The 22,288-nt window shown below is 62.1% G+C and carries 20 protein-coding genes; 10 read left to right on the top strand and 10 right to left on the bottom strand.

Translation table 11 applies throughout. The annotated features are described in order from the left end of the window. Positions 1-13: 13 nt before the first annotated feature. From FIV38_RS19825 to FIV38_RS19810, 4 genes are read right to left on the bottom strand one after another with little or no spacing between them, the layout of a single operon-like run. Positions 14-730: an ABC transporter ATP-binding protein gene (locus FIV38_RS19825; RefSeq protein ID WP_092235636.1), complete on the bottom strand. Its 717-nt coding sequence runs from the start codon at positions 728-730 to the stop codon at positions 14-16. Next, positions 723-1,496, bottom strand: a complete 774-nt coding sequence (locus FIV38_RS19820; RefSeq protein ID WP_029292970.1) for an ABC transporter ATP-binding protein — start codon at positions 1,494-1,496, stop codon at positions 723-725. Before FIV38_RS19820 ends, FIV38_RS19825 begins: the two co-directional genes overlap by 8 nt. Further along, a complete protein-coding gene (locus tag FIV38_RS19815) occupies positions 1,493-2,593 on the bottom strand; it encodes an ABC transporter permease subunit (protein WP_029292972.1) in 1,101 nt (366 codons plus the stop codon). The genes FIV38_RS19820 and FIV38_RS19815 overlap by 4 nt, the downstream gene beginning before the upstream one ends. After that, entirely contained in the window at positions 2,590-3,537 is a 948-nt protein-coding gene (locus FIV38_RS19810; RefSeq protein WP_029292973.1) for a branched-chain amino acid ABC transporter permease, read from the bottom strand. Before FIV38_RS19810 ends, FIV38_RS19815 begins: the two co-directional genes overlap by 4 nt. Before the next feature lie 206 nt (positions 3,538-3,743). Between FIV38_RS19810 and FIV38_RS19805 the strand changes: the two genes are divergently transcribed. The 3 genes from FIV38_RS19805 to FIV38_RS19795 all read left to right on the top strand — a co-directional run bounded on the left by FIV38_RS19805 (position 3,744) and on the right by FIV38_RS19795 (position 6,109). Beyond that, positions 3,744-4,643, top strand: a complete 900-nt coding sequence (locus FIV38_RS19805; protein WP_092235633.1) for a LysR substrate-binding domain-containing protein — start codon at positions 3,744-3,746, stop codon at positions 4,641-4,643. 149 nt (positions 4,644-4,792) lie between these two features. Beyond that, entirely contained in the window at positions 4,793-5,584 is a 792-nt protein-coding gene (locus FIV38_RS19800) for a hypothetical protein (protein ID WP_092235629.1), read from the top strand. 96 nt (positions 5,585-5,680) lie between these two features. Beyond that, the gene (locus FIV38_RS19795) at positions 5,681-6,109 is read left to right on the top strand and encodes a hypothetical protein (protein ID WP_092235628.1); all 429 of its coding nucleotides are present in this window, start codon (positions 5,681-5,683) and stop codon (positions 6,107-6,109) included. 136 nt (positions 6,110-6,245) lie between these two features. On the opposite strand, the gene FIV38_RS19790 is transcribed toward FIV38_RS19795, so the two are convergent. Continuing rightward, positions 6,246-6,725 carry an Lrp/AsnC family transcriptional regulator gene (locus FIV38_RS19790; RefSeq protein ID WP_029292979.1) on the bottom strand — a complete coding sequence of 160 codons (480 nt, stop codon included), beginning with the start codon at positions 6,723-6,725 and terminating at the stop codon, positions 6,246-6,248. Between the two features lie 161 nt (positions 6,726-6,886). On the opposite strand from FIV38_RS19790, the gene FIV38_RS19785 reads away from it, so the two are divergent. The 4 genes from FIV38_RS19785 (at position 6,887) to FIV38_RS19765 (ending at position 13,018) form a co-directional block, all read left to right on the top strand. Continuing rightward, the gene (locus FIV38_RS19785; protein ID WP_092235626.1) at positions 6,887-8,701 is read left to right on the top strand and encodes a tyrosinase family protein; all 1,815 of its coding nucleotides are present in this window, start codon (positions 6,887-6,889) and stop codon (positions 8,699-8,701) included. Then, positions 8,698-10,443: a hypothetical protein gene (locus FIV38_RS19780; protein ID WP_092235623.1), complete on the top strand. Its 1,746-nt coding sequence runs from the start codon at positions 8,698-8,700 to the stop codon at positions 10,441-10,443. The genes FIV38_RS19785 and FIV38_RS19780 overlap by 4 nt, the downstream gene beginning before the upstream one ends. Before the next feature lie 158 nt (positions 10,444-10,601). Further along, positions 10,602-12,200, top strand: a complete 1,599-nt coding sequence (locus FIV38_RS19770; RefSeq protein ID WP_092235621.1) for a hypothetical protein — start codon at positions 10,602-10,604, stop codon at positions 12,198-12,200. Then, positions 12,197-13,018 carry a hypothetical protein gene (locus tag FIV38_RS19765; RefSeq protein WP_092235617.1) on the top strand — a complete coding sequence of 274 codons (822 nt, stop codon included), beginning with the start codon at positions 12,197-12,199 and terminating at the stop codon, positions 13,016-13,018. Before FIV38_RS19770 ends, FIV38_RS19765 begins: the two co-directional genes overlap by 4 nt. A gap of 116 nt (positions 13,019-13,134) precedes the next feature. Here the strand turns inward: FIV38_RS19765 and FIV38_RS19760 are convergent, their stop codons facing one another. The 5 genes from FIV38_RS19760 to FIV38_RS19740 form a co-directional block, all read right to left on the bottom strand. Then, positions 13,135-14,376, bottom strand: coding sequence for an OprD family porin (locus FIV38_RS19760; protein WP_092235614.1), 1,242 nt, complete (start codon positions 14,374-14,376; stop codon positions 13,135-13,137). A 109-nt stretch (positions 14,377-14,485) separates the two neighbouring features. After that, the gene (locus FIV38_RS19755) at positions 14,486-15,856 is read right to left on the bottom strand and encodes a tripartite tricarboxylate transporter permease (protein WP_413469549.1); all 1,371 of its coding nucleotides are present in this window, start codon (positions 15,854-15,856) and stop codon (positions 14,486-14,488) included. 11 nt (positions 15,857-15,867) lie between these two features. Beyond that, positions 15,868-16,323, bottom strand: a complete 456-nt coding sequence (locus tag FIV38_RS19750) for a hypothetical protein (protein WP_092235608.1) — start codon at positions 16,321-16,323, stop codon at positions 15,868-15,870. Between the two features lie 46 nt (positions 16,324-16,369). Continuing rightward, positions 16,370-17,278: a hydroxymethylglutaryl-CoA lyase gene (locus FIV38_RS19745; protein ID WP_167362646.1), complete on the bottom strand. Its 909-nt coding sequence runs from the start codon at positions 17,276-17,278 to the stop codon at positions 16,370-16,372. Then, on the bottom strand, positions 17,275-18,561 hold the full coding sequence (locus FIV38_RS19740; protein WP_092235605.1) for a hydroxymethylglutaryl-CoA reductase, degradative: 1,287 nt from the start codon (positions 18,559-18,561) through the stop codon (positions 17,275-17,277). Before FIV38_RS19740 ends, FIV38_RS19745 begins: the two co-directional genes overlap by 4 nt. Before the next feature lie 133 nt (positions 18,562-18,694). Between FIV38_RS19740 and FIV38_RS19735 the strand changes: the two genes are divergently transcribed. From FIV38_RS19735 to FIV38_RS19725, 3 genes are all read left to right on the top strand, one after another. After that, complete coding sequence (locus FIV38_RS19735; RefSeq protein WP_092235602.1) at positions 18,695-20,074, top strand: aminotransferase-like domain-containing protein; 1,380 nt, start codon at positions 18,695-18,697, stop codon at positions 20,072-20,074. 78 nt (positions 20,075-20,152) lie between these two features. Beyond that, on the top strand, positions 20,153-20,872 hold the full coding sequence (locus tag FIV38_RS19730) for a response regulator transcription factor (protein WP_092235599.1): 720 nt from the start codon (positions 20,153-20,155) through the stop codon (positions 20,870-20,872). Continuing rightward, complete coding sequence (locus FIV38_RS19725; protein WP_029292990.1) at positions 20,869-22,209, top strand: sensor histidine kinase; 1,341 nt, start codon at positions 20,869-20,871, stop codon at positions 22,207-22,209. Before FIV38_RS19730 ends, FIV38_RS19725 begins: the two co-directional genes overlap by 4 nt. Positions 22,210-22,288 lie beyond the last annotated feature (79 nt).

Raw genomic sequence — 22,288 nt, 5'->3', positions numbered from 1 at the left:
GTTTGTTATGGGGTTATTCACCGAGGTAGGCACTGCGCACCTCGGGGTGGTCGAGCAATTGGTCACTGGCACCGCTGAGGCTGATACGCCCGGTGTCCATCACATAGGCGCGGTCAGTCACTTGCAGCGCAAGGCGCGCGTTCTGCTCCACCAGCAGCAGGGTCATGCCCTGGCGGCACACATCATCGATCACCTGGAACAGCTTTTCGACCATGATCGGCGCCAGGCCCATGGACGGCTCATCAAGCACCAGCAGGCGGGGCTTGGACAGCAGCGCACGGGCCAGGGCGAGCATCTGCTGCTCGCCACCGGAGAGCAAGCCGGCCGACTGCTGCAAGCGTTCCTCCAGGCGCGGAAAGTGTTCGAACAACTGGCGGATTTCCAGGTTGACTTGCTGTGGGTCGCGGCGCAGGAACGCGCCGGCCTGGAGGTTTTCCAGCACGCTCATGCGCGCAAAAATGCCACGCCCTTCCGGCACCATGGCGATGCCCAGGGTCAGGCGCTCATGGGGCGCCAGGTTGAGGATCGAACGGCCAGCAAAGCGGATCTGCCCCGCAGCGGCCGGCAGCAACCCGGTCAGGGCCTTGAGGCTGGAGCTTTTGCCGGCGCCATTGGCGCCGATCAAGGTGACCCGTTCGCCTTCATCTATATGCAGGTCCAGGGACTTGACCGCCTCGATCGCACCGTAGCGCACCTTCAGGCCGTCAATCTGCAACAACGCTTCAGACATGGGCGCCGGCTCCCAGATAGGCCTGGATCACTTGCGGGTGGCGGCGCACTTCGGCAGGCGCGCCCACGGCGATCACGCGTCCATAGTCCAGCACGCTGATGCGGTCACACACGCCCATCACCAGCTTTACGTCGTGTTCGATCAGCAGCAGGGTATGGCCGTCATCGCGGATTTTTTCCAGCAGGCTGCGCAGTTGCACTTTCTCGCTGGCATTCATGCCGGCGGCCGGCTCGTCGAGGGCCAGCAGGCGCGGTTCGGTGGCCAGGGCGCGGGCAATTTCCAGGCGCCGCTGGTGGCCGTAGGACAGGCTGTCGGCACGGTAGTGGGCAAACCCGGCCAGGCCGACATAGGCCAGCAGGCGATGGGCGTGGGCGCGGGTCTGCGCTTCTTCCTCGCGCCCGCGCGAATGCCCGCTCAAGGCCGCCCACACGCCGTTATGGGTGCGCACATGGCGCCCGACCATGACGTTTTCCAGGGCGCTCATGGCGTTGAACAGGCGGATATTCTGGAACGTGCGCGCGATGCCAGCGCGGGCCACCTGGTGTACCGCCGTGGGCTGGTACTCCTGGCCGTCGAGTTGAAAGCGCCCGGAGTCCGGGGTGTATAACCCCGTCATCACATTAAAGAAGGTGGTCTTGCCGGCGCCATTGGGCCCGATCAGGCCGTAGATTTCCCCGGCCTCGATACTCAAGCTCACGTCATCGAGCGCGGCCACGCCGCCAAACTGTTTATTGACCTTCTCGATCTGTAATAACGGATGGTTCAAGGTGCACCTCCTGTGCGGCTCGGCCAGAGGCCGGCGGGTCGATACAGCATCGCCAGAATCAGCGCCAGGCCGTAGAACAGCTGGCGGATAATTTCCGGGTCCACCAGCACTTGGCCAAACAGCGCCTGCTGCAAGGGGCCCATGCTGGCGCGCAACGCTTCGGGCAGGGCCGCGAGCAACACGCAGCCCAGAATCACCCCGGGGATATGCCCCATGCCGCCGAGCACCACCATGGCCAGCACGGCGATGGACTCATTGAGGGTGAAGGATTCGGGTGAAACAAAGCCTTGGAACGAGGCAAACAGCGCCCCACTGATACCGCCGAACGCCGCACCAATGGCAAATGCCAGCAGCTTCAGGCGAAGGGTATTGAGGCCCATGGCCTGGGCCGCCTCTTCGTCTTCGCGGATCGCCATCCACGCGCGGCCGATGCGCGAGCGCTCGAGGCGGATGCAGGCAAACAGGATCAGCACCACCAACGCGGCGAACAGGTAGTAATAGAGGTAGACCGAGGGCAAGCGCAGGCCGAACAGTTCCTGGGTGCGCCCCAGGTTGACCCCCAGCAGCGTCACCGGATCAACCTGGGCGATGCCTTTGGGGCCGTTGGTGAGGTTCACCGGGCGGTCCAGGTTACGCAGCAATATGCGGATGATCTCGCCAAAGCCCAGGGTGACGATGGCCAGGTAGTCGCCGCGCAAACGCAGGGTCGGCGCCCCAAGGATCACCCCGAACCCGGCCGCCAACAGCGCCGCCAGCGGCAAAATCAGCCAGATCGAGGTGTGCATGCCCTCTGGCATCAGCGCCAGCAAGGCCGGGAACTGTTGCATCAGATGGGGCGACGAGAGCAATGCCGCCAGGTAGGCGCCCACCGCGTAGAAGGCGATAAAGCCCATGTCCAGCAGGCCGGCATAACCCACCACGATGTTCAGGCCCAGGGCCAACATGATGTACAGCAGGGCAAAGTCCAGGGTGCGCACCCAGGTATTGCCGCCGGCATGCCCGACAATCCATGGGGCCAACACCAGGGCCAGGGCGAACAGCACCAGGCCCAGGCTGGCGCGTTTGCTTGAAGGGCTCACAGCGGTTGCCAGGCTCATGCGCGGGTCGCCAATCGTTCGCCCAACAGCCCTTGGGGACGGAACACCAGCACCGCGATCAACACGATAAAGGCGAACACATCCTGGTAGTTGCTGCCGAACACGCCGTTGGTGGCAGCCCCCAGGTAGCCGGTGCCCAGGGCTTCGATCAGCCCCAGCAGCAGGCCGCCGAGCATGGCGCCCTTGAGGTTGCCGATGCCGCCCAGCACTGCCGCGGTAAAGGCCTTGATGCCGGGCAGGAAGCCCATATAGAAATGCGCGCTGCCGTAGTTGCTGGCCATCATGATGCCTGCCAGCGCGGCCAGGGCGCCGCCGATGGCGAAGGTCATGACGATGATGCGGTTGGGGTTGATGCCCATCAGGCTCGCCACTTGCGGGTTCTCGGCCACGGCGCGCATGGCCCGGCCAAAGCGCGTGCGCTCGACCAGCAGCAACAGCCCGACCATCAGGCTCAACGCCACGCCAATGGTGGTCAGCGCGGTGGCATTGGTCACGGCGGCATGGGTGGCATCGCCGGCCAGCACTTCGATGGGTTCCAGGGGCAGCAATTGCGGGAACATCTGTGGGTTGCGGGTCCAGACCAGCATGGCGACGGTCTGCAACAACAGCGACACGCCGATACCACTGATCAACGGCGCCAGGCGCGGGGCGTTGCGCAAGCGCCGATAGGCGACACGCTCGATCACCACCGCCAGCACCGCACAAAAGGCCATGGCAATCATCGCCGCTGCCAGCAGCAACAGCACCGGCGGCATCTGCGGGAAGGCCGCCTGCAGCACACGGATCACCGACAGGCCCACCAGCGCGCCAATCATCAACACATCGCCATGGGCAAAGTTGATGATCCGCAAAATGCCGTAGACCATGGTGTAACCCAAGGCCACTAGCGCGTAGAGACTGCCCGACAGCAAGCCGTTGAGCAGTTGCTGGATAAACGCATCCATGAGAACCATCAACTCCATACACAAAAACGTCGGTGCCAGGGCGCACCGACTAAAAGCCCGAGCGCGGAACACTAGTTATTTATTCTGTTTTTATCAAATATCTGAAAGAAATATGTTTATGCCAAATAAAAAACGCCCTATTTACAGCGTTTTTTCCAGGCTAAAGCCGCTTTATTTATCTTTTTACTTAGTATTTAATTCAATACATGAATAATTTAGAACAGTTAGCCAACGATCCACCTTTACGTGCCGTGCGCACCTTCGAGGCTTTTGCCCGCCATGGGGGCGTGAATGCCGCCGCGCGCGAACTAGGGGTGTCGCCCTCGGCGGTCAGTCATCAACTGCACTTGCTGGAGAGCTTCCTACAACAGCCGCTGACGATGCGCCAAGGCCGCAACCTGGGCCTGACCGAAGAAGGTCGCGAGTACTACCGGGCGATTCGCTCGGCATTCGCGGTACTGCGCAGCGCCACCGAGCACGTGCGGGAAAAGAGCGCGACGCGCCAGGTCACCATCAGCCTGATCCCGATGTTCGCAACCAACCTGTTCATCCCGAGCCTGCCGCAGTTTTTGAGCGCCAACCCGGCGCTGGACATCAACATCACCTACGCCAACCACCGCAGCTACCCCAGCGATGCTGCCGACCTGTCGATCCGTTTCGGTACCGGGCACTGGCCGGGGTATCACAGCGAGCCGCTGATCAGCGGCGCGGTCACGCCGTTTTGCAGCCGCGAATTCCTGCAGCGCCACGGGCCTATCGCCACACCGCAGGCGCTCAGCGAACTGCCGCTGCTGCACGACGAAGAACGCGGCACCTGGGGGCAATGGTTCGATGTCGCCGAGGCCAGTCACAGCAACACGCACAATGGTCTGTTGCTGGAGGACGGCCAATTGACCCTGGTCGCCACCCTCACCGGCCTCGGCTGCTCACTGCTGCGTGCGCCGTTGGTGGCGCCCCTGGTGGCCCGGGGTGAATTGGTGCAACTGTTCGACTTGCCGGTGGATGACGGGCGCCAGTACTACCTGTGCCGCCGGGCCAGCAGCGAACTGTCGAGCGAGGGCAATAACCTGTATGACTGGATCAAGGAGCGGCTGGGCCAAGGGTGAGACGCAACATTGCGCATCTAACTTTCCCATGTGGAAATACAGGTGCGGGAACCTGAATAGTTTTTCGCGCCACAGAAAAATAGCGGTTAGTGACCGTCAACAGTAAGCGGTCGCTATCACGCCTTTCCATTTTTCTGAAGGATAAACACATGACATCCATTAATAACCAACCACTGGCCGCCCCGCTAGCGAATCACTCCCACATCACAGATCGTCATGAAACCAAGACAACAAACTCCGCCCGTCCCGAACCGAGTGCTCCGCCAGCGCACCGCTCCGCCAAGATGTACGACGAAACATATTTGAACATGTACAACACCATTCAACAGATGAAACCGCCACCCACTCTTGAGGCTATGCGAGCCCAAGTACCCGATGACAAATGGAACGCTTCACTTGACCGAAGCAAACCATTCCGAGAGCTAGGACGAAGTTATGGCCTGTCTCTGCTGCTTCAAACACCCATGGCGCAAGAGCTAGGTCGTAAGCTCAAAGAGCAGTTTGAAGATTTTTTCCCTGGCAGGTCTGATCTGTCTTGGGCGAGCCTAGGTATCACCGCCCTGTTAACTCAAGGAAAACATGGCGATCCGGGTGAAATCGCCGGGTTTGACTTCGACTCGTCAGGAACAAGCTCCTGGGATGAAATGGCGGCCAATATGTTCTCTCGGCTTAAAACACATCTGATAGCTACAGGTCGAGCAACACCTGAATTAGCAGAGGCCGCAACCTATGCACTGTTGTGGAACTCTGCGCCGGAGTATCTCCTGAACTTCATTCCTGAAAATGTGAACAGGCACTCCGATACTTGGGAGGCTGTCCGCAAAGAGATATCGAGAATGTCAGATGATGACAACCAAGCCCCCCTGGGGAAATTTTATGACAGCATCCTCGACAAGCTGGATCCCCAACGAGTTATTGACCGACAGAACGAGGGTGTTTAATTCAATAATCGCGAGTTGGTAGCCACCCGCCTCGCTGTCGGCTGGTATGATGCCGCGCTTTGAAAAACTAGCTGCAGACCTGCGAGGAAATACACCTTGAGTAACGACGCAAAAATGACCGGCGACCTGTTCGAAGTGGACAAGCGCCTGTCGCTCAAGCCCGTGGTGGACTTCAATAGCTACCTGCAGGCTGCCTTTGGCGATGGCCCTTGCACCTGCGTGCGCTGCGTTGCCAGCGCGGGTGACGAGAAAGGTTACGAGTATCAGCACAGCTTCAACTTCCTGGGCCAGCTTACCCACCGCCGCTTTGCGTTGACCGCTGGCAGCGATGTGTTGCAGATGCTGAAAAAGGCCTGGCTGTCCTATACCAAGGCCGACCTGCCGGGCAGTGGCGACTTGGCGCTGGAGACGGTCAAGGAGTTTGTCGAGCCGCAGTTGCACAAGCGTTTGCTGCCGTTGCTGCTGGCCAGCGGGTTGGTCAAGGATGTCGAAGGTGGCTTGCAGCTTCAGGCTGTGGCGGCCTGATAGACAACCGGATCATTACGGCGAACGCATAACCCTGTGGGAGCGGGCTTGCCCGCGATGGCGGTGGGTCAGCCAAGACAGGTGCTGACTGATCTACCGTAATCGCGGGCAAGCCCGCTCCCACACAAGCCGGCGTCTACAGGTCTGGAGGAAGGTGCTGCACGCCTTGCAGCGGCAGCTCATAGGACTTCTTCACGGTGCGCACCACCAACGTCGACGAATAGGTGCGGATCGGAATATCCCGGTAAGTATCAAGAAACCGATAGATGTATTCGGTGTACTCCGTGGCATCGCGAAACTTGGCCACCATCACAAAATCAAACTCCCCGGTCATCAGGTAGCAGTCCTGAATCTCCGGGTGGTTGGCCAGGATGTGCTGCATCTTGCGATCAATGTCGTTGCTGTCTTTATCAAGCTTGATCAAAAAGAACGCCGTGACCTGGATCCCCAGCTTTTTTTCATCCAGCACCGCGACTTTGGCCTTGATGATGCCCACGCTCTCCAGGCGCCGGATGCGCCGGTAACAACTGGTCGAGGACAGCCCCACGCTGTCGCTGAGCAGGTCCAGGCTCTGGGTGCAGTCCTTCTGCAACTTGCCGAGAATTTTCAAATCCATGGCGTCTGTCATTATTTCCACTTCTTCCTTGAGAAAACTGCAATGAATCCGCCGTAAAGGCCGGCCAATTTGCACAAATCACTGCACAGTGGCCCGTTACTATCAAATCCAGCTTAGCAGCCCCGCAAAATCCAGCATTGGGGCCGCATGAGAGGGATCTTATGATAGTCGCGAAACCGACATGGGCCGCTGATATCCAAGGGCTTTTCACCGCGCCTTACTGGATACCAACGGCAGATCGCGCCAACGTCGCAGGCTCGTGGGTGCGCTGCATGAACGCCTACGATGTGTTCCTGGAAGACCCCGACTCGGTCAAGGCCTGGTCCGAAACTATCTACCAGCACCTGGCGTCGCGCAACATGCCGTTGACCCTGGACGACCGGCAATTCTGGCCCATCGACGCCCTGGAAACCTTCCGGCAGTGGGTCAACCAGGGCTGGCGCCTGAACAGCTTTTCACCCTTCGATATCGCCGAGCGCATCCCGCCTCCAGACCTGCCGCACCCGGTCAAGCGCGTGCGCCAGGACATCCGCGCGCTGAGCCAGGCGCAACTGGACCTGTACCGTGCGCGGCTCGACGACGTGATGCAGATCGGCAACCCGGACAGTGGCTCGCCCTGGCAGCGCTATGCCTATATCCATACCAACTGGTGCCTGCATTACCAGGAAGCCTTTGCCTTGTGGCATCGCGCCTACCTGCTGTACCTGGAAGCCTTGATCGACTGCCCGATCCCCTATTGGGACTGGATGGCCGAGGACGCCAGTATCGATGGCAGCCCGCAGGCCGGCCTGCCCCAGGCCTTTCTCGATGAAACCTATGTGCACCCGCACAGCGGCGAAGTGCGGCGAAACCCATTGCGCTATGCGGCGGCCAAGGATGGCCGCTCGAAAGTCTGTGCCTCGGGCAATGTCGAAGGCCTGGACTGCCGCTTCGTGCAGCGCAACCCGCTGTTCTATACCCAGGGCGACCAGCAGCGCGTCAAGCGCACCCAGTTGTATGGCATGAGCCGGATTTTCCAGCAGCAGGTGGTGGATGCCTTGGCGTTCAAGACCTTCAGCCAGCCCCAGGGCGTGCCGGGGTATCCCTGGGCCAATATCACCGTGTTTGATCCACCGCAAAAGGACGAGCTGTACCCCAACCGCACGCTGAATTTCGATGGCCTGTTTGAACAGCCCCACGACAACTATCACGGCTGGATCGGCGGTGATATGGCCGATAACGCCTACACCGCGTTTGACCCGGTGTTCTGCTCCTACCACGCCAATATCGATCGCGTACTGGAGATCTGGATCCGCGCCAACCCGGCGGCGCAGTACACCACCCAATGCCTGCTCCAGCCGTTTGCCGGCAGCCAGGCCGAGACCGTCACGTTCACCAGTGCCGATGCCTGGCGCTATACCACCCTGGGCGATATGGCCCAGGACAGCCGGCATATCGGCTATGACTACGGCATGCCTGTCGCGCCGCCGTTTGGCGCACGAAGCGCCAGCGCAAAAGCCTGCTGCCCGCACAGTGCCGCGCCTGCCCAGGATCCGGCGCAGGCCGGCGGCCCGTGGGTGGTGTTCGACCATGTGCGCTGCACCCACGATACCTACCTGATCGACGTTTTCCTCAACCAGCCCGACGCCACGCCCCAACAGGTCAACGCTGATAACCCGCACTACGTCGGGCGCTTCAGCCGCATCGGCATGGGGCTGGTGGATGACAAGGGGCGCTGCATTACCCACGGCGTCTGCCGCGCGCTCAATGCCGCGCGCAGTGCCTCGGCACTGCACCTCGGCCCCACGGACGCCGTGCAGTTGAGCCTGCTGGTTACCCATCTCGATAGTGGCCGGGTATTGGCGCCGCAAGAGTACGCGCCGCTGCCCGGCTTTATCGCCCAACTGGTGTGGGATGACCCGCGCCAGACCGTCGCCGACCCTCCCCCGAGTGCCGGTTGCTGCAGCATTTCTACCCCCCATGGAGATTTGTCATGAGCACGCCCTTCAAGCAATTCACCTCCCCCGCTGGGCAAGCGCCAAAGGACTACAACAAGCTGGGCCTGGAAGACCAGTTGCCACAATTCGAAACCGACTGGAACAACGACATAACCGGCTGGACCGAAGCGGCGATCATCGGCAACCCCTGGTCGGGCCTGTATGACGCGCCCCGCTCGGCCTATTACAACCCGCTGGTCGAAGGCTATGGCGACACCACCCTGCCGGCGATTACCTGGCAACCCTTTCCCAACCGGCTGTGGACCTTTTTCTACAACAACGGCACTGCGGTGATTCCACAACTGGGCAACAAGGCCATGACCCTGCAACAGGTCATGGAGCTGACCGACAACGGCCAGATCACCATCAACGGCACCCTGTACACCCTGTACGACCCGGACAAGAAAGGCACCCTGCTGCAACTGCCCGTAACCCGCTGCCCGACTATCGACTGGAGCGGCAAATACAAAGACTTCTCGCCCTCGGGGCCGCGTGGCTGGCTGGACGAATACTGCGAGTGGTCGATCGTGCGCGATACCAACGGCAAGATGCGCAAGATCACCTTTACCAGTGAAAACCCGGCGTACTTCCTGGCCATGTGGCGCATCGATCCGAATGCCGTGCTGGGCTTGTATCGCGACTACATCGACCCGAATGTGCAACTGCAAGATCTCTACCTGCGCTACACCGCCGACTGCAAGACCGGCAAGGCCGGTGACCCGGTGATTGACCCGACCACGGGCCTGCCGGCCTACGACACCGTCAACAAGTGGAACGCCGGCACCGCCTGCACCCCTGGCCAGTTCGGCGGCGCGATGCACCTGACCTCTGGGCCCAACACCCTCAGCGCCGAGGTGTACCTGGCGGCGGCGGCCACGATCATGCGCCCCCTGAAAAGCAGCCAGAGCGCCCAGGCGCTGATCTGCTGCGCGCAATATGGGCAGAACTATCGCAACTCCGACCCGCATATCGGCTTTGCAGCCAACGGGGCGACGAATGATGGGGCCACCCCCAGCCGGATTTCCCTGACCAACCCCATCGCCCTGTACCTGCAACAGCCGACCAACTTCAATGCCTGGAAAGGCCCCCAAGGCCAGGATGTGAGCCAGTACTGGCGCATCACCCGCGGTACCGCCAAATCGGCGATCAACGGCTCCGACCAGATCCTGCAGGCGGTGTTCGAGGTACCGGAAAGTGCCGGGTTCTCGATCAACGACATCACCATCAATGGCCAGGCGGTGAACTATGTGTGGGTGATTGCCCAGCAATTGCTGGTGGGCCTGAGTGTCACCACCATGCCGAGCACCGCGCAGCAGCAATCGCCTTGCGTGCAGGATCGGGTCAATGGCCTGCAGCCCTGGCCGGTGCAGTTGTTGCCGCTGGACCTGTTCTACGGCCAGTCGCCCACCGACCTGCCGGCCTGGCTGGCCCCAGGTACCAGCGGGCAATTCGCGCTGGTGGTGCAAGGCGCCGACCTCAAGACCACCGCCGCCACCGCACGGATCCAGTTCAACAACCCCGGGGTCACGGCGCAGGTCACGCAGTTCCTGCCCGACGCCTCGGCCATTCCCGGCCAGACCAATGCGGGCGGTACCCAGGGTTACATCATGACCATCACCGTCGCGGCGAACGCGGCGCCGGGACTGGTGACAGTGCGCGCGCTCAATCCGGGCGAGGCGGATAACGTCAGCGCGGCGGACCACCCTTGGGAGTCCGGGCTGGCGCTGGTGCCATCCCTTTAAGGGCAAACACCCCCCCCCTGTGGGAGCTGGCTTGCCAGCGAGAATCCTCAACGATAACGCGGGGTATCTGATGCCCAGCGGTGCTCTCAGGTTTTTCGCCGGCAAGCCGGCTCCTACACAACGGCTAGAGGCTTCACCTTCATGCAAGGAGCGCGATGATGTACAGATTTCGCTTACGTGGTCTGCTGCTGGTCGGCACGCTGCTGTCGCTGTTTCTCCTGCCCACGGCCCAGGCATCGGATGCCGATACCTGCGTCCAGCAGCAGTTGGTGTTCGACCCCAACAGCGGCGGTTTTCTACCCGTCAACAATTTCAACACCACTGGCCAGAGCTTCATGAACTGTTTTGGCTGGCAGCTGTTTATTGCCCTGAACTGGCCCGTGGATCCCGGATGGCCAGCCAATGCAGCCCTCGCGGGCGAGCCGAACCGCAAGATCAGCATGGCGCAATTTGGCGTGCCCCAGGTCGCCGGGCAACCCATGACCACCGCGCCGGTGTGGGCAAGCTTTAAAGACGCTAACGATATATTCCTGCCCGGCGCCCGACCGCCCACAGGCTGGGGCGTGCAGACATTGGTGCCGTCCAATTGCAGCAGCGAGGGCAGCCTCAAAGCGCTGTCGGTGGGGGCGCGCAAGTTCATGAACGCCACCTCGGAAAGCGCGACCAACGCCAAGCATCGCTTCCACTTGTCCAGCGGCACCCTGGCTTCGATTCCCGACCCGATCATGGAAGCCGCCGGCGGCTGGCTGACGGACCAGACCGGCAACCTGGTGTATTTCGAGCGCAAGGTGGGCAAGGCCGAGTTTGACTATATCGTCAAGTACGGGCTGTACGATGCCGCCAATCAAATGGTCGTTGCACAAAACAGCGATGGCAATCATCCGGCCGGGCTGTCCCTGCCCGCCGGCGAGCTGATGCGCTCGATGCCGGCACAGCCCCTGCCCCAGGAACAACTGGGTGCCCTGGAACTCAAGGCCGCCTGGCGTATCCTCACCGGCAAGCCCCAGCTCTACGGGCGCTACCTGACCACCGTGGCCTGGCTCAAGAACCCCGCCACCCTGCAGTGCACCCAACAGGTGGTGGGCCTGGTGGGCCTGCATATCATCAACAAGACCCAGAGTTCACCGAACTTTATCTGGACCACCTTCGAGCAAGTAGACAACGTACAAGAGCCAGGCCAGGTGCCCGCGCAACAGACACCGCCTGACGGTTTTACCTTCTACAACCCCAATTGCACCGGTGGCCCTGACGTGTGCACGCCCAACGTGGCCCGTATCCAGTGCCAGCAGCACCACCCTGATCGCGAATGCACCGAACCCTATCCACGCAACCAGCCGGTGCAGACCACCCGCGAACACCCCTTGCCTTCGGACATGCAGGCGCTCAACGGCGCCGTGCAGGCCAGCTTCGCCCAGCAGACCAACGGCCAGTCGGTGTTCCAGTACTACAAGCTAGTCAATGTGCTGTGGATCACCGCCCCGACCGCACCGGACCCGGAGCCGGGCGCGGGTGCGAAGGTGCCCCTGTCCTATGGCGCCTTTATCAGCGATAGCAACGTACCGGTGGCCAATACCACCATGGAGACCTACGTCCAGAGCATGGACTGCAATGCCTGCCATCAGCAGGCGACGATTGCCGGCAGCAGCAGCCTGGCCTCGGACTTTTCGTTCCTGTTCAACAACGCCGATTCGGCCAAGCAAAAAAGCCTGATCAAACGCGTAAATGCCTTCGAAACCCTCAAGGATGGCCCACCATGAAACGCTCCCTTGCAACCCTGCTGCTTGCGCTATCGATGGCCCTCGCCCCGCTGGCCGTTGCCCATTCCCCCCATGAACTGCACGCGGTCAGCAACGGCGCCGATGCCGATGCGCCGGGCAACCACGGCATGTTCATGGTCGGCTCGCAGACCCTGTTCCTGGTGCACATGCCAATGTTCACCACGGAAAAGCACATGTACCAGATCGTGCTCCAGGCCAGCCTGCCCGCAGACGTAATGGCCAAGTACCAGGCCCTGCGCGCGGCCAATCCGAGCAAGCCGTACAACCTGATCAACGTCGACGACGACACGTTCACCCTGCCCCAGCTCAAGGCCGGTGAAGTGACCTCGTTCAAGGCGACGATCTTTGACGGCTACTCCAACGATGGCGGCGGCACACCGGGGCCGGTGCTGTTTGACAACGTACCCGTGACGGTCGAGGCGGTGGTGATCTACCGGCCGTTCAACCTGGGCATCGACCGGCCGAAACAGCTGGTCTACACCCTGTTTGGCCGGGGCACAGAGGCGCACTTGACGCACTACATCGCCCAGGATCCGGACTTCCAGGAAATCATCACCCTGCCCGGCCCGCCAGCGCCGTTTTCGGCGGCGCAACTGGTGTCTACGGTGGATTTGAACTTCACCACCGTGCAGTCGCTGCCGATTGTCTGCCAGTCGCCGCTCAAGCCTGGGGTTTATCCGACGTTGCTGGAGGGGCGCGCAGATGCGCCGGTGGCGCTGGACCTGGGGCCAGCGGCGCAACGCGTGTGGTATTCGACGGGGAATCTGTTGAACAAGAACGATCCTTGCCAGCGCTAGGATAGGTCCCCTTGCCGGCGATGGAGGCGGGTCAGTCGATGTCTTTGTCGATTGATACACCACCATCGCCGGCAAGCCGGCTCCTACAGGGGAATGCAGTTTCCGGTTTTACCTGTTTAAAACAACGAAAGCGGATAACTGACAATCAACCGATTCTCATCAAATTCCAGCGTGCTGTAATCCCGACGCAAGGTCGAATTACGCCAACGCACGTTGAGATTCTTCGCCACCCCGCTTTGCACCACATACGCCAACTCCGACTCCCGCCCCCACTCCTTGCCATCCGTCACCGCCCCCACATGGGCATTGCTGCCGCGAATGTAGCGGGTCATCAACGTCAGGCCCGGCACGCCCAGGGCGGCGAAGTCGTAGTCATAGCGCAGTTGCCAGGAACGCTCACGCGCGGCGTCGTAGCTGGAGTTATAGCTGTCGTTGGCCAGGCTGGTACCGGCGGTGCCATTGACGCGCATCCAGCCGTTTTTCCCGGACATGCGTTGCCCGCCCAGGTAAAACGTATGGGCGTTGAACTTGGCCGAGAGCATCGCCGACAGCGCGCGGTTTTCCAGGTCGCCGGCCAGGGCCCTGGCGTTTTCTTCGCCGGAGAAATAACCCAGGTTGGCCCCCAATAACCAACGGCCCAGGGGTTGGCTGTGGATCAGGTTGAAGTAGCGCTGCTGATAGATATCGGCCAACTCCGAGTACCACACGCCCACCTGGGTTCGCTTGTCGTTGAACTGGTATTCGGCGCCGCCGAAGTTGAAACGGTCCGAGGTCACATCCGCGCGCCCGGCCATAAACATATCTTCCATGCTCGCGTCATTGCGCGGGCTGTTGCCACGGAACTGGCCGCCGTACAGGGTCAGGCCATCGAACTCGCGGGAGGTCAATTGCGCGCCGCGAAAGGTCTGGGTCAGCGAACGGCCATCGTCAGAGCGCAACACCGGCAGGGCTGGTGCCCACTCCCCGGCTTTTAGCTCGGTGTTGGAAAGCTTCGCCTTCAATGCCACGCCCAACCGCCCGAAATCATCCGCCGGGCGCCCATCGTCGTGCACCGGCAACAACTGGGTGTTGGCAGTGCCCTTGCCGCCGTCGAGCTTCTGCGAATACAGGCCCAGTACATCCAGGCCAAAGCCAACGGTGCCTTGCGTAAAACCCGAACGCGCATCGAGGATAAAACTCTGCGTCCATTCCTCAGCCTTGGCCTGGGGGTAGCGGCCATCGACAAAGTTGCGGTTGATGTAAAAATTGCGCAGGTTCAGCGAGCCCTTGGCATCGTCGACAAAACCTTGGGCGTGGCTGTTGGCAGTGACTGCCAGGCAGCCCAGCAGCACAGGGGTGGAGCGGGAAAGGATGTTCATTGTTGTTATTCCTTTGCTTGATCGCAGGCAACAGTCTCCCGTCGCAGATAAATGGCTATCTGCCGGGGAATGTGTGGTGGTTATTGCAGGTAAGACGCCGTTGAGCTGGCTACCCCGCCAGCGCGATGATTGCCGGCACACTGAGTACCGCCGTGTAGTACCCCATGAACTGCACACCGGTGTTGAAGCCTAGAAAGCGCGCCAGGAAACCACCCAGCAACCCCACCGTGACGATCACCAGCAGCCCCAGCAGACCGCCCTCCCAGATACCGATCACCAGCACCAGGCCTATAAACGTCGCGATCACCGCTTCATGGCTGATCTTGCGCACCACGAAAGCGGCGGCACCATGGGCGAAGTTCATGGTGAACGGGTATGCCACCAGGATCGCCACAATCACGGCGAGCATGCCGTAACCGAGGAAGTCCCAGGTGCTGAGCAGGTTATGCAGGTTGTTGACCTGGCCGCTGGCGTTGTCCACCCAGAAGCGTGGTGGTGCGTTGAACAGCGGCGCGGCCGGGCCGGCAGCCACGGGGCTCAGGGGCAAACCGAAGGCCATCAGTGGGATCAGGGTTTCGGCGATGTACGTGGACTCGGTGACCCCGTTTCGTGCGGTGATCACCGTGGTCAGGCGGTCATACGCCTGCTTGATCCGCGCGCCGATCACTTCGCCCATGATCACGGTCATCGCCACGGGGCTGAACACGAACGTCGCGCTCGACACACTGGCCGCCATGGCGGTGACTTTAACCTGGCGGCGGTTGATGACCTTGAACGGGTTAGGGAAGTAGCCACTCCAGCCCTTGACGTCCGGCGCCAGGGAGAACACTCGGTATTCGTTGCGACGCATCTGCTCGCGCTCACCGGGAGCCAGTAGCGAGAACAGTGAAGCAATCAACGGCGCCACGGCGATGCCGAGGAAATAACTCACCGACAGTTTCACCCCGTAGTGGCCGGTCAAGGCCTGCAACGCGACGATCACCACAACAAACGGCACCAGGGTCAGCACCGAGGCCCAGCGGCCGGCAGAAAAGTACGCAATGGCCAGGGCCGCACACAGGAACACCCACGGTGCGAACTGCTTGATCACCCCGCCAAACGGCGCCAGTAACACCGCGAACAGGACCGACAGCGGCACCGCGATCAACGCCGCCACCGCGCCGCCGGTGATCATTTTGCGCAGGGCGATATGCGGCACGCCGAGTTTGCGCAGGTAGTTGGCATCGCCGAGCAAGGCGGTGGCCACTGTGTCGCCGGGAATGCCCAGCAAGGCCGTGGGCACCGCGTGGGTCATGTGCTTGGCGACAGCGCCGGCAAGAAAGAACGTCAACACCCCGGCAGGCGGTGCGCCGAGCAACACCACGAGCATGGTCAGCGGCGCCAGGGTGGCGGTTTCGTCGGTGCCCGAGACCAGGCCGATGGCGGAAAACACCACCGCCCCCAGCAACCCCAAGGCGAACGCCATCATGATTTCATGCATCAGCATTTCCATCACGGGCGCCCTCCGTTCAGGTGCGCCTGTTCTTCACGCGCCTGGGCTTCACGGAACAAGTCGTACAATTCCAGCTCGCGCAACTCGGCGATCACTTCGTCAGACAAGTCCTCAAGCCGGCCAAGACTGCCGTACTCCTTGAGCAGGTCGGCCACCACTTGTTCGCGAAACGCCGGGTCAGCCGCGTGTTCCTGCACGTCACGCTTGGGCGGGAACAACTTGGCGCTGATCACACCTGCACCCAGGCAGCCGAGCACGCCCACCAGCATGGCGTAGGTCTTGGCCATCTGCGCCGACTCGACAATCGGTTGCAGCAAGTAGTGAGCGCCGAAATACGCACCCAGGCTGACCACTGCACCGATGCCGATGGACAGCATCAGGTCGCGGCCATCGATGGTGTCGCCCCAGACCTCGTAGAGGTTTTGCTTTTTTGGCGGTGAAAAAGGTTGATGCATGGTGCCCTCCGCGCCCTTGCGGGCTTGTTGTTTTTATTAAGGCTCTTTATGAAAAGCTTTGGCGCGCTTGCATGGCTTTCGCCACGCGCGAGCCACCGATGCGCTGTAACTGGCTGTCGATAAACGCGCTGACCTCGATCAAGCGCTCAAGGTCGACACCGGTGCCCAGGCCCTGGCGTTCCAGCAGGTAAACCAATTCTTCGGTGGCCACGTTACCGGTGGCACCCGGTGAGTAAGGGCAGCCGCCCAGGCCTGAGACGGAGCTGTCGAACACCCTGACCCCAGCCGCCAATGCCGCCTGGACATTGGCCACGGCCATGCCGTAGGTGTCATGGAAGTGCCCGGCCAGGGCGCTGACCGGCACCTCGGCAGCACAGGCGGCGATCAGCCGGGCAGTGGCTTGCGGAGTACCGACGCCGATGGTGTCGCCCAGGCTGATTTCATAACAGCCCATCTCATGCAGTGCCGTCGTCACCCGTGCCACTTCGCCAGGCGCAACCTCGCCACTGAACGGGCAACCCAGCGCGCAAGACACATACCCACGCACTGCCACGCCCATCTCGCGGGCCTTGGTCAACACCGGACCAAAGCGCTCAAGGCTCTGGGCAATCGAGCAATTGATGTTCTTGCGGGAAAACGCCTCGGAGGCCGCCGCAAACACCGCCACCTCCCGACACCCCGCCGCCAGCGCGGCGTTCAGGCCTTGCAGGTTGGGCACCAGGGCGCTGTAGGTCACCCCGGCGGGCTGCCCGAGACGGCGCAGCACTTCGTCGGTGCCGGCCATCTGCGGCACCCAGCGTGGCGAGACAAAAGCCCCCGCCTCCAGGGTTTTCAGCCCCGCCGCGACCAACCCCTCCAGCAGCGCCACGCGGGTTTCTACCGGCAGGCTGCGGGCTTCATTTTGCAGGCCGTCGCGCGCGCCTACTTCCACCAACCGCACAGCGTCCACGGTTATTGCCCGCGCTTTTCAAGTAACAGCTCGGCGGCCCGGTCAGCGCGCACATCATGGCTTTCGACCATGCGCTTGACCAGCCAGTCCAACTCCTCACCGCGGGCGCCGGCCGACAACGCGACGTTGCGCGCATGCAAGGCCATATGTCCGCGCTGGATGCCTTCGGTGGCCAGGGCGCGCAAGGCGCCGAGATTCTGCGCCAGGCCCACGGCCACAGCAATTTCCCCCAGTTCCTGGGCGGTCTGCACCCCAAGAATGCGCAGCGACAATTGCGCCAGCGGATGGGTCTTCGTCGCCCCGCCCACCAGGCCAAGCGGCATGGGCATCTCCAGGGTGCCGACCAAATGCCCGGCGCTGTCCTTTTCCCAGGTGGTCAGCGAGCCGTAGTGACCGTTGCGGCAGGCGTAGGCGTGGGCGCCGGCCTCCACGGCACGCCAGTCATTGCCGGTGGCCACCACCAGTGGGTCGATGCCGTTCATGATCCCTTTGTTATGGGTCGCCGCGCGGTACGGGTCGATCACCGCAAAGGTGTAGGCGTCGATGATCCCTTCAATGACCTCTTCTCCGCTGTACACGGCGTTGGCCAGATGCTCCGGGGCGATACGCAGTTGGGCACGGGACAGACGCAGGTCCGCCAGGTTGGACAGGATGCGCAGGCGCACCTTGCCGCCAGTCAGGCGTTCCATCAGCGGTGCCACGGCTTCGGCCATGGTGTTGACGGTGTTGGCGCCCATGGCGTCGCGCACATCGACGATCAGGTGCGCCACCAGCATCGGCCCGCGTGGGCTGTCGGCGAAGGTGTGGACCTCAATGTCGCGGCAACCGCCGCCCAGCTTGATCAGCAACTGGTCCTTGCTGTTGGCCTGGGCGATGATTTCCGCCTTGTGCCGCAACAGGCTCAGGCGTGCATTGAACGGGTCGCTGACCCCGACAATCTGCACCTGCGCACGCATCAATGGCGCGCTGCTGGAGGTCTGGAAGCCGCCGCTGTGGCGAGTCAGCTTGGCCATGAACGAGGCCGCCGCAACCACCGAAGGCTCCTCCACCACCAACGGGATCAGCACGTCGCGGCCGTTGATCTGGAAGTTGCTGGCCACGGCGTAGGGCAACTCAAAGGTGCCAATCACGTTCTCGATCATGCCGTCGGCGATTGCCAATGGCAGCGCGCCGGCACCGCGCAACAAGTCGGCATCGGCCGAGCTGAGGCCCAACAGTTGCTGGAGGTGGTCAAGACGCTGGCTGGGAGACAGGCTGCGGAAATTGGGCAAGCGGGAATCGATAGGCATCGAGGGCTCCTTGGGGAGTCATTTGTTATTGGATGACGCCAAGTTGCCCGATCTGTAGCCTTGAAAGAAGGTACAGTTTTGCCGGACAGTTACGCGACTGTACCCATAACAACAACCCTACAAGGAAACGCCCATGGCGCGCTCGACCCTCGCGCAGCAGGTAGCCAGTGCGATCTCCCAGCAAATCACCGACGGCGCCTTGAAGGCCGGCGAGAAGCTGCCGTCGCTGCGCGAGTACATGCGCCTGCATGGCCATTCGAAAAACACCGTGATCACTGCCTATGAGCACCTGGCCGCCGAAGGTTTGGTCGAGGCCCGCCACGGCCAGGGCTTTTTTGTCACCACGCGCGTGGCGCCGACCAGCGAAGAAGACGACAGCCTGCCTTACAACCGCGCGCTGGACACCATCTGGATGATGCGCCAGCAGTTCCTGCGCGACCCTGGGCATTCGCCCCTGGGGGAAGGTTTCCCGCCGGTGGAATGGCTGATGGATATGCGCCTGGACAAGTTCCATCGCCAGGTGGTGCGGGCCGGGGTCACGACGTTGTTTCGCTACGGCACGCGCCTGGGCAATGCCGGCCTGCGCGCACGCCTGGTCCAGAAGCTGGCGGACTACAACATCAAGGTCTCGACCCGCCAATTGGTCACAACGCTTGGGGCCAACCATGCCATGGACCTGATCATCCGACGCTACGTCAACCCGGGCGACCCGGTGCTGGTGGAAGACCCGGGCTACTACCCGCTATTCGGCAAACTGCAATTGCAAGGCGCGACTATGCTCGGCGTGCCACGCGAGCCCGACGGGCCGAACCTGGACGTGTTGGAACAGTTGCTCAAGGCCCATCGCCCCAAGCTGTTCTTTTTGCAGTCCATCGGCCACAACCCCACCGGTTCCGACCTGTCACCGGCCAAGGCGCACCAGTTGCTGCGGATCGCCGAGACCTACGACCTGCTGCTGGTGGAAAACGACGCCATGGCCGACTTCAAGCCTAGCTCGGCGATCAAGCTCTCGGCCCTGGACCAACTCAACCGCACGCTGTACCTGGGCAGTTTCTCCAAGTCGGTGTCGGCGGCGTTGCGGGTCGGGTTTATCGCCGGCAGCAAGCAGCGGGTCGAAGAGTTGGCCGATATCAAGATGATCCTGCATAACAGCGGCGCCGAGTACAGCGAGCGGACTATCGACGTGATCCTCGGCGAAGGCCAGTTCCTGCGGCACTTGTCCCGCCTGCAGGATCGCCTGCACCAAGCTACCGCCCGCGGCCTGGCCTTGCTCGACGAATTGGGCGCCGAGGTGTTTTGCCGCCCCGAGCAGAGCCTGTACCTGTGGGCGCGTTTTCCCAATATCGACGACGCCAATGTGCTGACCCGACTGTGCCTGGCCGAGGGTGTGATGCTCGCGCCGGGGGCGATTTTCTGCACCCAACCCAAGAACCAGGTGCCCTGGACCCGACTCAATGTGGCGTATCTGGATGATCCGGTGTTCTGTCGGATCATCCGGCAAATGCAGCAATAAACCGCAATCAATAGGAATGTGCCGGAAGATTTGCCAGAATGCGCAACTTAGAAACATTCGCATTCGCAGGAAATTCCCATGCACGCCCACTCTTCGCTCCCCGCAGCGCGTCGCATCCTCGCCGTCGAGGATGACCCGGTGCTTGCCGCCCATCTGGACAGCCACCTGGGCCAACGCGGCTTCGATGTCACGTTGCGCCAGAACGGGGGTGAAATCGTCGAGCTGGTGCGCGCCCAACCTTTCGACCTGATCCTGATGGATATCATGCTGCCAGGCAGCAGCGGCCTGGAGGTGCTGGCGCAACTGCGCCGGCATCAACGGGTGCCGGTGATCCTGATGTCGGCCCTTGGCGCCGAGCAGGACCGCATCACCGGTTTCAGCCAGGGTGCCGACGATTACCTGCCCAAGCCGTTCAGCATGCTGGAAATGGATGTGCGCATCGATGCGATCCTGCGCCGCGTGGCCTATGAACACGAGGTGCCGGGCACGGCGCGCAATGAAGACCCGCAACTGACATTCGACGAACAGCGCACCGATGTCAGCCTCAATGAGCAGTGGGCCGACCTGACCACCACCGAGTATCGGGTGCTGGAAACCCTGGTGGCCCATGTCGATGAGGTGCTGACCAAGGCGTTCCTGTACCAGCAGGTGATGCACCGGGCCTATTCCCGGCATGATCGCAGCCTGGACATGCATGTCAGCCGCATCCGCCGCAAGTTGCAGGTCATCGGCTACACCGCCGGGCGCGTGGAGACGGTCAGGAGTACCGGCTACATCCTGACCCGGCTGGCGCCATGAGGCTGCCCAACCGTCATTCGCTGTTGTGGAAACTGATCGGCCTGCTGGCGGTGCTGTGCCTGCTGGTGGTCAGCCTGCAGGTGGATGTGAGCCAGCGTATCCAGGAAGCCACTGCGCGCTTGCCCGCGCCCACCCGGCAGATTCTTACCGATTATGCGCAGCAGGCCGAAGCCGCCTGGCGTGAGCGCGGCGCGGCAGGCGTCGACGAGTTCCTGAACACCTTGCGCGCCCGGGAGCAGGTGTGGGCGGTGGTGGTGGATGACCACCATTCGCTGTCTTCCCAGGCGCTGACCACGCTTGAGCGGCGCAAGTTGGATTTCGTGCGCCGGATCGACTGGCCGGTGGGGCGCCCCGGTGGCCGGCCGACGTTTTATATCCCGTTCAGCGATGGCCAATCGCGGCTGGTGATGGAGCTGCCCTTGCACCTGGACCCGCGCAAGGACAATGGCCGCTGGAACATCCTCCTGCAACACGTCCTGCCGGCCTCACTGGCGCTGTTGTTCGGCGTGCTGTTGTACCGGGTGCTGATTTCGCCGCTGGTGATCCTGCGGCGCCAGGCCAATGCCCTGAGCGCCGGGGACCTGGCGTCACGGGTCGGGGCCCAGGTGACGCGCCGTCGCGATGAGTTGGGTGAATTGGCCCGGGCCTTCGATCATATGGCCGAGCGCCTGGAAAGCACGGTGGTGCTGCAACGGCGCTTGCTGCGGGACTTGTCCCACGAACTGCGCACGCCCTTGAGCCGGCTGCGGGTGGCCGGCGAGCGCGAGCCCGATCCGGGCGCCCTGCGCCAACGCCTGGAGCGCGAAGTGCAAGGCATGGAACGCCTGATCGGCAACACCCTGGAGCTGGTCTGGCTGGATACCGAACGCCCATCCATGCCGGTGGAAGCGGTGGAGATGGAGCCGTTGTGGGACCTGTTGCGCGAAGACGCCTGCTTTGAAAGCGGCTGGTCAAGCGAGCGCCTGCCCTGCGAGCTGCCCGCAGGCGTCTGGGTGCTGGGCAACCTCAATGGCCTGGCCCAGGCCCTGGAAAATATCCTGCGCAATGCCATCCGCCACTCCCCCGAACAGGGCGTGGTGCGCTTGACCGGTAAGCTTGAGGGCGACTTCTGGCACCTGTGCATCCAGGACCAAGGCCCGGGCATCGAGCCCGACAAGCTGGAGCAGATCTTCCTGCCGTTCACCCGCCTCAATGCCGCCCGCCCGGGCGGTGACGGTTATGGGCTGGGCTTGTCGATTGCGCGCAGCATCGTGCAGTTGCAAGGCGGTCAGTTATGGGCGCAGAACACCACGCCCGGGCTGAGCCTGCATCTGCGCCTCAAAGTGTATAAGTTGTAAATTGCGTTTACTCCCATATGAGAATCACTAGCATTCGAGCCCTGGATTACTTGTGACCCACTCAATCTAGGTGGGATTG

Origin of the sequence: Pseudomonas proteolytica (assembly GCF_007858275.1) — a bacterium.
Classification (GTDB): Bacteria; Pseudomonadota; Gammaproteobacteria; order Pseudomonadales; family Pseudomonadaceae; genus Aquipseudomonas; species Aquipseudomonas proteolytica.
The sequence above is the reverse complement of the archived record's forward strand: the minus strand, read 5'-3'. Positions and strand labels throughout refer to the sequence as shown.

What these genes read in the sequence shown, in the direction of transcription:
- FIV38_RS19815 (WP_029292972.1), bottom strand. Translation starts at nt 2,593, where the DNA reads ATGAGCCTGGCAACCGCTGTGAGCCCTTCAAGCAAACGCGCCAGCCTG.
- FIV38_RS19790 (WP_029292979.1), bottom strand. Translation starts at nt 6,725, where the DNA reads ATGGATTTGAAAATTCTCGGCAAGTTGCAGAAGGACTGCACCCAGAGC.
- FIV38_RS19730 (WP_092235599.1), top strand. Translation starts at nt 20,153, where the DNA reads ATGCACGCCCACTCTTCGCTCCCCGCAGCGCGTCGCATCCTCGCCGTC.
- FIV38_RS19780 (WP_092235623.1), top strand. Translation starts at nt 8,698, where the DNA reads ATGAGCACGCCCTTCAAGCAATTCACCTCCCCCGCTGGGCAAGCGCCA.
- FIV38_RS19755 (WP_413469549.1), bottom strand. Translation starts at nt 15,856, where the DNA reads ATGCATGAAATCATGATGGCGTTCGCCTTGGGGTTGCTGGGGGCGGTG.
- FIV38_RS19750 (WP_092235608.1), bottom strand. Translation starts at nt 16,323, where the DNA reads ATGCATCAACCTTTTTCACCGCCAAAAAAGCAAAACCTCTACGAGGTC.
- FIV38_RS19800 (WP_092235629.1), top strand. Translation starts at nt 4,793, where the DNA reads ATGACATCCATTAATAACCAACCACTGGCCGCCCCGCTAGCGAATCAC.
- FIV38_RS19735 (WP_092235602.1), top strand. Translation starts at nt 18,695, where the DNA reads ATGGCGCGCTCGACCCTCGCGCAGCAGGTAGCCAGTGCGATCTCCCAG.
- FIV38_RS19810 (WP_029292973.1), bottom strand. Translation starts at nt 3,537, where the DNA reads ATGGATGCGTTTATCCAGCAACTGCTCAACGGCTTGCTGTCGGGCAGT.
- FIV38_RS19760 (WP_092235614.1), bottom strand. Translation starts at nt 14,376, where the DNA reads ATGAACATCCTTTCCCGCTCCACCCCTGTGCTGCTGGGCTGCCTGGCA.
- FIV38_RS19765 (WP_092235617.1), top strand. Translation starts at nt 12,197, where the DNA reads ATGAAACGCTCCCTTGCAACCCTGCTGCTTGCGCTATCGATGGCCCTC.
- FIV38_RS19805 (WP_092235633.1), top strand. Translation starts at nt 3,744, where the DNA reads ATGAATAATTTAGAACAGTTAGCCAACGATCCACCTTTACGTGCCGTG.
- FIV38_RS19740 (WP_092235605.1), bottom strand. Translation starts at nt 18,561, where the DNA reads ATGCCTATCGATTCCCGCTTGCCCAATTTCCGCAGCCTGTCTCCCAGC.
- FIV38_RS19770 (WP_092235621.1), top strand. Translation starts at nt 10,602, where the DNA reads ATGTACAGATTTCGCTTACGTGGTCTGCTGCTGGTCGGCACGCTGCTG.
- FIV38_RS19785 (WP_092235626.1), top strand. Translation starts at nt 6,887, where the DNA reads ATGATAGTCGCGAAACCGACATGGGCCGCTGATATCCAAGGGCTTTTC.
- FIV38_RS19725 (WP_029292990.1), top strand. Translation starts at nt 20,869, where the DNA reads ATGAGGCTGCCCAACCGTCATTCGCTGTTGTGGAAACTGATCGGCCTG.
- FIV38_RS19825 (WP_092235636.1), bottom strand. Translation starts at nt 730, where the DNA reads ATGTCTGAAGCGTTGTTGCAGATTGACGGCCTGAAGGTGCGCTACGGT.